7 protein-coding genes are annotated in these 7,303 nt (G+C 73.3%); 4 read left to right on the forward strand and 3 right to left on the reverse strand.

Annotated elements, in window-relative coordinates; all coding sequences use genetic code 11:
• Positions 1-23: 23 nt before the first annotated feature.
• The 3 genes from C1I93_RS26375 to C1I93_RS26385 all read right to left on the reverse strand — a co-directional run bounded on the left by C1I93_RS26375 (position 24) and on the right by C1I93_RS26385 (position 2,729).
• On the reverse strand, positions 24-1,055 hold the full coding sequence (locus tag C1I93_RS26375; RefSeq protein ID WP_111245982.1) for a ferrochelatase: 1,032 nt from the start codon (positions 1,053-1,055) through the stop codon (positions 24-26).
• A gap of 113 nt (positions 1,056-1,168) precedes the next feature.
• Positions 1,169-1,936 (reverse strand): enoyl-ACP reductase FabI, encoded by a 768-nt coding sequence (gene fabI / locus C1I93_RS26380; RefSeq protein ID WP_111245983.1) that lies wholly within the window; start codon positions 1,934-1,936, stop codon positions 1,169-1,171.
• A gap of 88 nt (positions 1,937-2,024) precedes the next feature.
• The gene (locus tag C1I93_RS26385; protein ID WP_111245984.1) at positions 2,025-2,729 is read right to left on the reverse strand and encodes a beta-ketoacyl-ACP reductase; all 705 of its coding nucleotides are present in this window, start codon (positions 2,727-2,729) and stop codon (positions 2,025-2,027) included.
• Positions 2,730-2,881: 152 nt separating this feature from the next.
• Here C1I93_RS26385 and C1I93_RS26390 point away from each other — a divergent pair, with 152 nt between their 5' ends.
• The 4 genes from C1I93_RS26390 to C1I93_RS26405 all read left to right on the forward strand — a co-directional run bounded on the left by C1I93_RS26390 (position 2,882) and on the right by C1I93_RS26405 (position 6,909).
• The gene (locus C1I93_RS26390) at positions 2,882-4,120 is read left to right on the forward strand and encodes a sensor histidine kinase (protein WP_111245985.1); all 1,239 of its coding nucleotides are present in this window, start codon (positions 2,882-2,884) and stop codon (positions 4,118-4,120) included.
• Positions 4,117-4,779 (forward strand): response regulator, encoded by a 663-nt coding sequence (locus C1I93_RS26395; RefSeq protein WP_111245986.1) that lies wholly within the window; start codon positions 4,117-4,119, stop codon positions 4,777-4,779. Before C1I93_RS26390 ends, C1I93_RS26395 begins: the two co-directional genes overlap by 4 nt.
• A 106-nt stretch (positions 4,780-4,885) precedes the next feature.
• Positions 4,886-5,785 (forward strand): alpha/beta hydrolase, encoded by a 900-nt coding sequence (locus C1I93_RS26400; RefSeq protein WP_111245987.1) that lies wholly within the window; start codon positions 4,886-4,888, stop codon positions 5,783-5,785.
• On the forward strand, positions 5,782-6,909 hold the full coding sequence (locus C1I93_RS26405; protein WP_111245988.1) for an acyltransferase family protein: 1,128 nt from the start codon (positions 5,782-5,784) through the stop codon (positions 6,907-6,909). The genes C1I93_RS26400 and C1I93_RS26405 overlap by 4 nt, the downstream gene beginning before the upstream one ends.
• Positions 6,910-7,303 lie beyond the last annotated feature (394 nt).

Here is a 7,303-nt window from a genome sequence, read left to right on the forward strand (position 1 = left end):
GGTCAGGACGGACGGCGGGGCGGTCAGGACGGACGGCGGGGCGAGACGCAGCAGACCGTGGGACAGGTGTCCCAGATCGGCAGCTCGCCGAGACGACGGCGCAGGTCCACGCCGTCGGGGTCGATCCGTTCCCGGACCAGTTCCCGGACCATTGTCACGAAACGGGGATCGGTGCCCGGCGTACCGGCGCGGGCGAAGTCGAGGCCGAGCTGCTTGGCCGTCTCCAGCGCCTCGGTGTCCAGGTCCCAGATCACCTCCAGGTGGTCGGAGACGAAGCCGATCGGGCTCACCACCACCCCGGTGACGCCCTGGTCGGCGAGGGCCGCCAGGTGGTCGTTGATGTCGGGCTCCAGCCACGGTACGTGCGGCGGGCCGGAACGGCTCTGCCAGACCAGGTCGTACGGCAGGTCCGGCGCGGCCGCCGCGTGCACCAGCCGGGCCGTCTCGGCGAGCTGGGCGGTGTACCGGCCGCCGTGCGGTCCGGCGCTGTCGGCCATCGAGACGGGTACGGAGTGCGCGGTGAAGACCAGCCGGGTGCTGTCCCGCCGGGCCGGATCGAGCTGGGCCAGTGCCGCGCGTACCGCGTCGGCGTGCGGCTCGACGAATCCGGGATGGTCCCAGAACTGGCGCAGCTTCTCGATCACCGGCGCGTCCGGGCCCACCGCAGCCCGGGCGGCGGTGATGTCCTCCTGGTACTGCCGGCAGGAGGAGTAGCCCCCGTAGGCGCTGGTGACGAAGGCCAGTGCCCGCCGTACGCCGTCGTCACGCATCTGCGCCACGGTGTCGGCAAGCATCGGCTTCCAGTTCCGGTTGCCCCAGTACACCGGCAGGTCGAGGCCGTGCTCGGTGAAGTCGGCGCGGATCGCGCCGAGCAGTTCCCGGCACTGCTGGTTGATCGGCGACACGCCGCCGAAGTGCTGGTAGTGCTCGGCGACCTCGGCCAGCCGCTGCGGCGGGACACCCCGCCCCCGGGTCACGTTCTGCAGGAAGGGCAGCACATCATCAGGCCCCTCCGGGCCACCGAAGGAGAGCAGCACCACCGCGTCGTACGCCATGGTCCCATTCTTGCCGGTGGCCGGCGGCGGTCCGGCAACGCCCCCGGGTCCCGGGTGTTAATAGGGGGCCCCTCCTATACACGAGGCGTTAAGAGGGGGCCCCTCCTTTCACCTCAGGCGCCGAGGGCGTGGTAGCCGCCGTCTACGTGGACGATCTCGCCGGTGGTGGCCGGGAACCAGTCCGACAGTAGCGCCAGGCAGGCCCGGGCGGCCGGCTCCTGGTCGGTGAGGTCCCAGCCGAGCGGGGCCCGCTCGGTCCAGGCGTCCTCGAACTGCTCGAAGCCGGGGATCGACTTGGCGGCCATGGTCCGCAGCGGGCCGGCGGAGACGAGGTTGCTGCGGATGCCCTGCTTGCCCAGGTGCAGGGCGAGGTAGCGGGAGGCGGACTCCAGGCCGGCCTTGGCCACGCCCATCCAGTCGTAGACCGGCCACGCCTTGGTGGCGTCGAAGGTCAGCCCGACCACCGCGCCGCCCGGCGACATCAGCGGCAGCGCCGCCACGGCCAGCGACTTGTACGAGTACGTCGAGACGTGCAGCGCGGTCGCCACGTCTTCCCAGGAGGCGTCGAGGAAGCCGCCGCCGAGGCAGCTCTGCGGGGCGAACCCGATCGAGTGCACCACCCCGTCGAGGCCGTCGACGTGCTCGCGTACCTTGTCGGCCAGCCCGGCCAGGTGCTCGGCGTTCGTCACGTCCAGCTCGATGACCGGGGCGGGCTCGGGCAGCCGCTTGGCGATCCGCTCCACGAGCGAGAGCCGCCCGTAACCGGTGAGCACGACCTGAGCGCCGTTCTCCTGGGCGATCTTCGCCACCGAGAAGGCGATGGAGGCGTCGGTGATGACGCCGGTCACGAGCAGCCGCTTACCGGCCAGCAGTCCGGACATTACGCTCATTCCTCCGTACTCAGGTTCATTGGCTGCTCAGGTTCGTTGGCCCGCTCAGGTTGCGGTGGCCGCCCAGATACGGCCAGCTTCAGTGGCCCATGCCGAGGCCGCCGTCGACCGGGATGACCGCGCCGCAGACGTAGCCGGCGCTGTCGGCGGCGAGCCAGGTGACCACCGCGGCGACCTCGTCCGGGCTGGCCATCCGGCCCGCCGGGATCGACTTGAGGATCTCGGCCTTGCGCTCGTCGGGCAGCACGGCGGTCATGTCGGTCTCGATGAAACCGGGCGCCACCACGTTCGCGGTGATGTTGCGGCTGCCCAGCTCCCGGGTGATCGAACGGGCCACGCCGACCAGGCCGGCCTTGCTGGCCGCGTAGTTGACCTGCCCGGCCCCGCCGGAGAGGCCGACCACCGAGGAGACGAAGATCATCCGCCCCCACTTGGCCCGCAACATCTTGCCGGAGGCCCGCTTGGCGCAGCGGTACGCCCCGGTCAGGTTGGTGTCCAGCACCCGGGTGAACTGCTCCTCGGACATCCGCAGCAGCAGCGTGTCGTCGGTGATGCCGGCGTTGGCGACGAGCACCTCGACCGGGCCGAACTCCGCCTCCACGGCGGTGAAGGCCGCGTCGACCGACTCGGCGTCGGTGATGTCGCACCGCACGCCGAAGAGCCCCTCGGGCGCCCCGCTGCCCCGGTGGGTGATCGCCACCCGGTCGCCCTGCTTGGCGAAGGCCTGGGCGATGGCCAGACCGATCCCCCGGTTGCCGCCGGTAACCAGCACAGTTCGCGACACGGTGCGTCCCCTCCAAAGATCGCTGCGGGTTGGAGACTAGGCGTTACCGCACGGTAATCCCTAACCCGGGCCACGTCGTACCAAGGTATGACGCCATGGATCACCCGCTGGGTGCACGACCCGGCCCGGCGCGTCGAACTACTGTGCCGACAATGGATCGCACTCGCGTCCGGGCTGCCCTGGCGGCGCTGCGCCGTACCGTCGCCGGCCCGGACTATCCGCCGTTGCGGCTACCGCTGCACCGGCTCCGCCGCCAGCCCTGGGTGCTCCCCGTCCTCCGGGCCGTCGGGCTGCTCGCCCTGATCGGGCTGACGCTCATCGGTGAGGAGTACCTGACCGACACCCGCAAGCTGCCCGGGGCCGTCGCGTTGCTGCTCGCCGCGCTCGCCGTCGCTCCCCTGCCGATGCTGCTGACCCGGCCGCTCTGGGCCTGGCGGATCACGCTCGTCGGGCTGCTCTTCGGCACCTTCAACAGGTCACCGGCGGACGACCTGCCGTGGAGCCCGATCCAGCTCCTGGTCAGCCTCGCCGTGTTGTTCCTGGTGGCGGCCCGGGTCGATCGGCTCGTGCTCGGCTGGATCGGCCTGCTCAGCCTGGTACCGGTCTGGATGTTCGTGCCGTCGCACAACCAGGGCGGCATCAGCCTGCTCTTCGTGGTGCTGCTCGTCATCGGCGACCTGGTGGGGCACAACCTGCGCACCCGGCGGGCACTGGCCGAGCAGTCCGAGGTGAGCGAACTGGAGCAGGCCCGTCGCGCGGTGCTGGAGGAACGCACCCGCATCGCCCGGGAACTGCACGACGTGGTCGCCCACCACATGTCGATGATCGCCGTGCAGGCGGAGACCGCGCCCTACCGGCTCACCGACGTACCGGAGCCGGTGCGGGTCGAGTTCGCCGCCATCGCCGACTCCGCGCGATCCGCGCTCACCGACATGCGCCGGCTGCTGGGCGTGCTGCGCAGCGAGGTGGAGGATCCGCAGACCGCGCCGCAGCCCAGCCTGGCGGACCTACCGGAGCTGGTGGCCGCCGCCCACCGGGCCGGCATGACGGTGACCCTGGACAGCGACGTCACCGCCGAATCGTCGGCACCGGTCGGGCTGGCCGCGTACCGGATCGTGCAGGAAGGGCTGGCGAACGCGGCGCGGCACGCGGCCGGCGCCGAGGTGCGCGTCACGGTGCGTGACAATGAGCGAGGGCTGGCGGTACGGGTGGCCAACGGCAGCGGTGGCGTACCGGCCGGACCGGACGCCCGTGGCGGCGGCCAGGGACTACCCGGAATGCGGGAGCGGGCCGTCTCGCTGGGCGGCAGCTTCATCGCCCATCCGACCGCCGACGGCGGCTACCTGGTGGACGTGCTGCTGCCCGACGACCGGGAGGACACCGGCGCATGATCCGCGTGTTGATCGCCGATGACCAGGCGATGGTCCGGCAGGGCTTCGGCGCCCTGCTGGCCGCCCAGCCGGACCTGCTCGTGGTGGGCGACGCCGCCGACGGAGCGCAGGCCGTCACCGAGGCCCGCCGGCTCGACCCGGACGTGGTGCTGATGGACGTCCGGATGCCGGTGCTCGACGGCCTGGCCGCGACCCGCAAGCTGCTCGGTGACCGGCCGGCCGACCGGCCCCGGGTGCTCATCCTCACCACCTTCGACCTGGACGACTACGTCTACGAGGCGCTGCGTGCCGGGGCCAGCGGCTTCCTGCTCAAGGACGCCCCCGCCGCCGACCTGGTGCACGCGGTGCGGGTGGTCGCCGCCGGTGACGCGCTGCTCGCCCCGACCGTCACCCGCCGGCTGATCGCCGAGTTCGCCGCCCGACCGCAGCGGCGACAGTCCCACCCGGCACGTCTCGCCGCGCTCACCCCCCGGGAGACCGACGTGCTGCGACTGATCGCCCGGGGCCGCTCCAACTCCGAGATCGCCGCCGACCTGGTCGTCGCCGAGCAGACCGTGAAGACCCACGTGGGTCGGATTCTGGCAAAGCTCCAGCTGCGGGACCGGGCGCAGGCGGTGGTGCTCGCCTACGAGACCGGTCTGGTGGCCGCCGGAGAGTAGTCCCCGGGTAGCGGGCACGGTCGACAAGACGCCTCCCCGGGTTGATGTCCACCACCCGGCCACCGGCGCACGCTGTCGCTCCACGACAACGGGAAAGGGGCGCGGCATGGTGCGCAGGAACGTTCTCCGGTGGGGGCTCGCGACGGCGCTCGGGGCGGGGCTGCTGGCACCACCGGCGGCGACGGCGGGCGAGTTGCCGACCGGGTTCGTCGAGGCGTACCCGGCGACGGCGGCGGCGATGCGCACGGCCGGATCGCCGTACGCCGGCTGGGTCACCGAGGGACGGCGCTTCCTGGCCTTCGACCCGCACGGCGACGGCCGCGCGGTCGAGGTCGTCGGCGACCTGGCCACCGCGGACCGGATCGCGGTGCTCGTCCCCGGGGTGGGCACCCGGCTGCCCGACTTCGACAGCGGGCTGGGCGGAGTCCCCCGGCGCGCCCTCGCCCGGCAGGCCCGGGACCTGTACGCGGCGCTACGCGCGGCCGATCCGCAGACCCCGGTCGCGGTGCTGGCCTGGCTCGGGTACGACCCGCCCGACGGGGTGGTGGCGGCGGCCACCCCGACCAGCGCCCGCCGGGGCGCGGTGGCGCTGGTCGAGCAGTTGCGCACGCTCGCCGCGCAGCGACCCGCCGCCCGGGTCACGGTGATCGGGCACAGCTACGGCGCGCTCGTCGCCGGGCTGGCCGCCGTCGACGCCCCGACTCAGGTGACGGACCTGGTGAGCCTCGGTGGTGTCGGCGCCGGGGTGGACCGCGCCGACCAGCTCGGCGGGATCCGGATCTGGGCGGCCGAGGCGGCCGACGACTGGATCCGCCACCTGCCGCAGGTACGGCTACCCGGCATCGGGCACGGCGTCCGCCCGGGGGACCCGTCGTTCGGCGCACGGGCACTGCCGGCCGCGACGACCGGGCACGACGGTTACCTGCTGCCCGGCGGGCCGACGCTCGACGCGCTCGCCGACGTCGTGCTGCATGGCACCAGCACGCTGGCGGGAGCCGGGCGATGACAGTGGTGGACGGTGGGCGGACGCACCGCGACCCGGCCGTCGACGCGCTGCGGGCGTACGCGGTCGCTGGGGTGGTGCTGGGCCACTGGCTGGTCACCGGCCTGGTGCTGGACGCCGACGGCTCCCTCAGCCAGGCCAGCCCGCTCACCGCCATGCCGGCCCTGGCCCCGGCCAGCTGGGTCTTCCAGACACTCGGATTGTTCTTCTTCACCGCCGGCTACGCCTCGGCCCGCTCGCGCAGCCGCCAGCCGGGACCGGGTTGGCTCACCCGCCGGCTGCGTCGCCTGGTCCTGCCGGCGGTGGCGCTGCTCGGCACCAGCGCGGCGGTGCTCCTCGTCGCCACCCTGGCGGGCATGCCGGACGACACCCTGTCGGTGGCGCTGACGCTGGCGATCAGTCCACTGTGGTTCCTGGCCCCACTGCTCGCCCTGGTGCTGCTCACCGGTCCCCTCCGCAGCGCCGTACGCCGCTGGGGCCTGTCCCGGTGCGCGGTCGCCGCGGCGGCCGTGGTGGCCGGGGCCGACCTCGCCGGCCGGCTGCTGCCCACCGACACCTGGATACCACCGGTGACCGTGGTGGCCGCCTGGGCCGTGCCGTACCTGCTCGGCCTGACCCACGCCGACGGCCGGCTGAACGGGCGGCGGGCCGCGCGGTGGCTGCTCGGCGTCGCCACGGCCGGGCTCGTCGCCGTGCTCGCGCTCGGCTACCCGGTCAGCGCGGTCGGGGTGCCTGGCGACGGCCGGTCCAATCTGAACCCGCCGACCCTGTTCGCGGTGGCGCTCGCGGTCGGCCAGGTGGGGCTCGCCCTGTCGGCCCGGCCCGCGCTGGAGGGACTGTGCCGCCGCCCGTCGTTCCGACGGGTGATCGACGAGGTCAACCGGCACGCGGTACGCATCTACCTCTGGCACCAGCCGGTGCTGGTCGGGGTGGCCCTGCTCGCGGCACACGCCGGAACCGCCCTGCCGGGCCTGCACACCGCCCCCGACGGCCCGGTCTGGCTGCTGGCCCGGATCGGCTGGCTGCCGGTGCTGGTGTCCGTGCTGGCGATCCTGGTGCACCGTCGACCGTGGACACCAGCCACGGTCGGCCCGGTACGCCGGACAACCGAGCCGGGTGTACGATGATCCGCGTTTGCAGGCCGCACGGCGGCCCGCGTCGCCCCGGACCCCGACCGCAGGAGGTGATCGCTGTGCGAGATAGCGATCCTCCCAGTCGTGGCCGGGCCGATCGCCAGCCACGCTGAGTCCCACCACTCCGCCTGAGCTGGCCCCGCTCCCCGCACCCGCTCCGCCGTCCGGCATGACACGCCGGTCAGGTTCACGGGTGCCACCGGAAGCAGTCCGGTCACGACTTCGTGTGTGCGCGTCCCGATCCACTCCTCGCGGCCTGCCCCGTCCCGGGCCGCCGTCGCCACTGTCGGAGCCTGCCATGAGCCGCTACGTCGCCCCGCTGGGTTTCACCCTCGCCGCCGTCTGGGTGGCCATCCTCTTCGCCCTAGCCAGCAGCACCCCCTAACCC

Origin of the sequence: Micromonospora endophytica (assembly GCF_003236305.1) — a bacterium.
GTDB lineage: Bacteria > Actinomycetota > Actinomycetes > Mycobacteriales > Micromonosporaceae > Micromonospora > Micromonospora endophytica.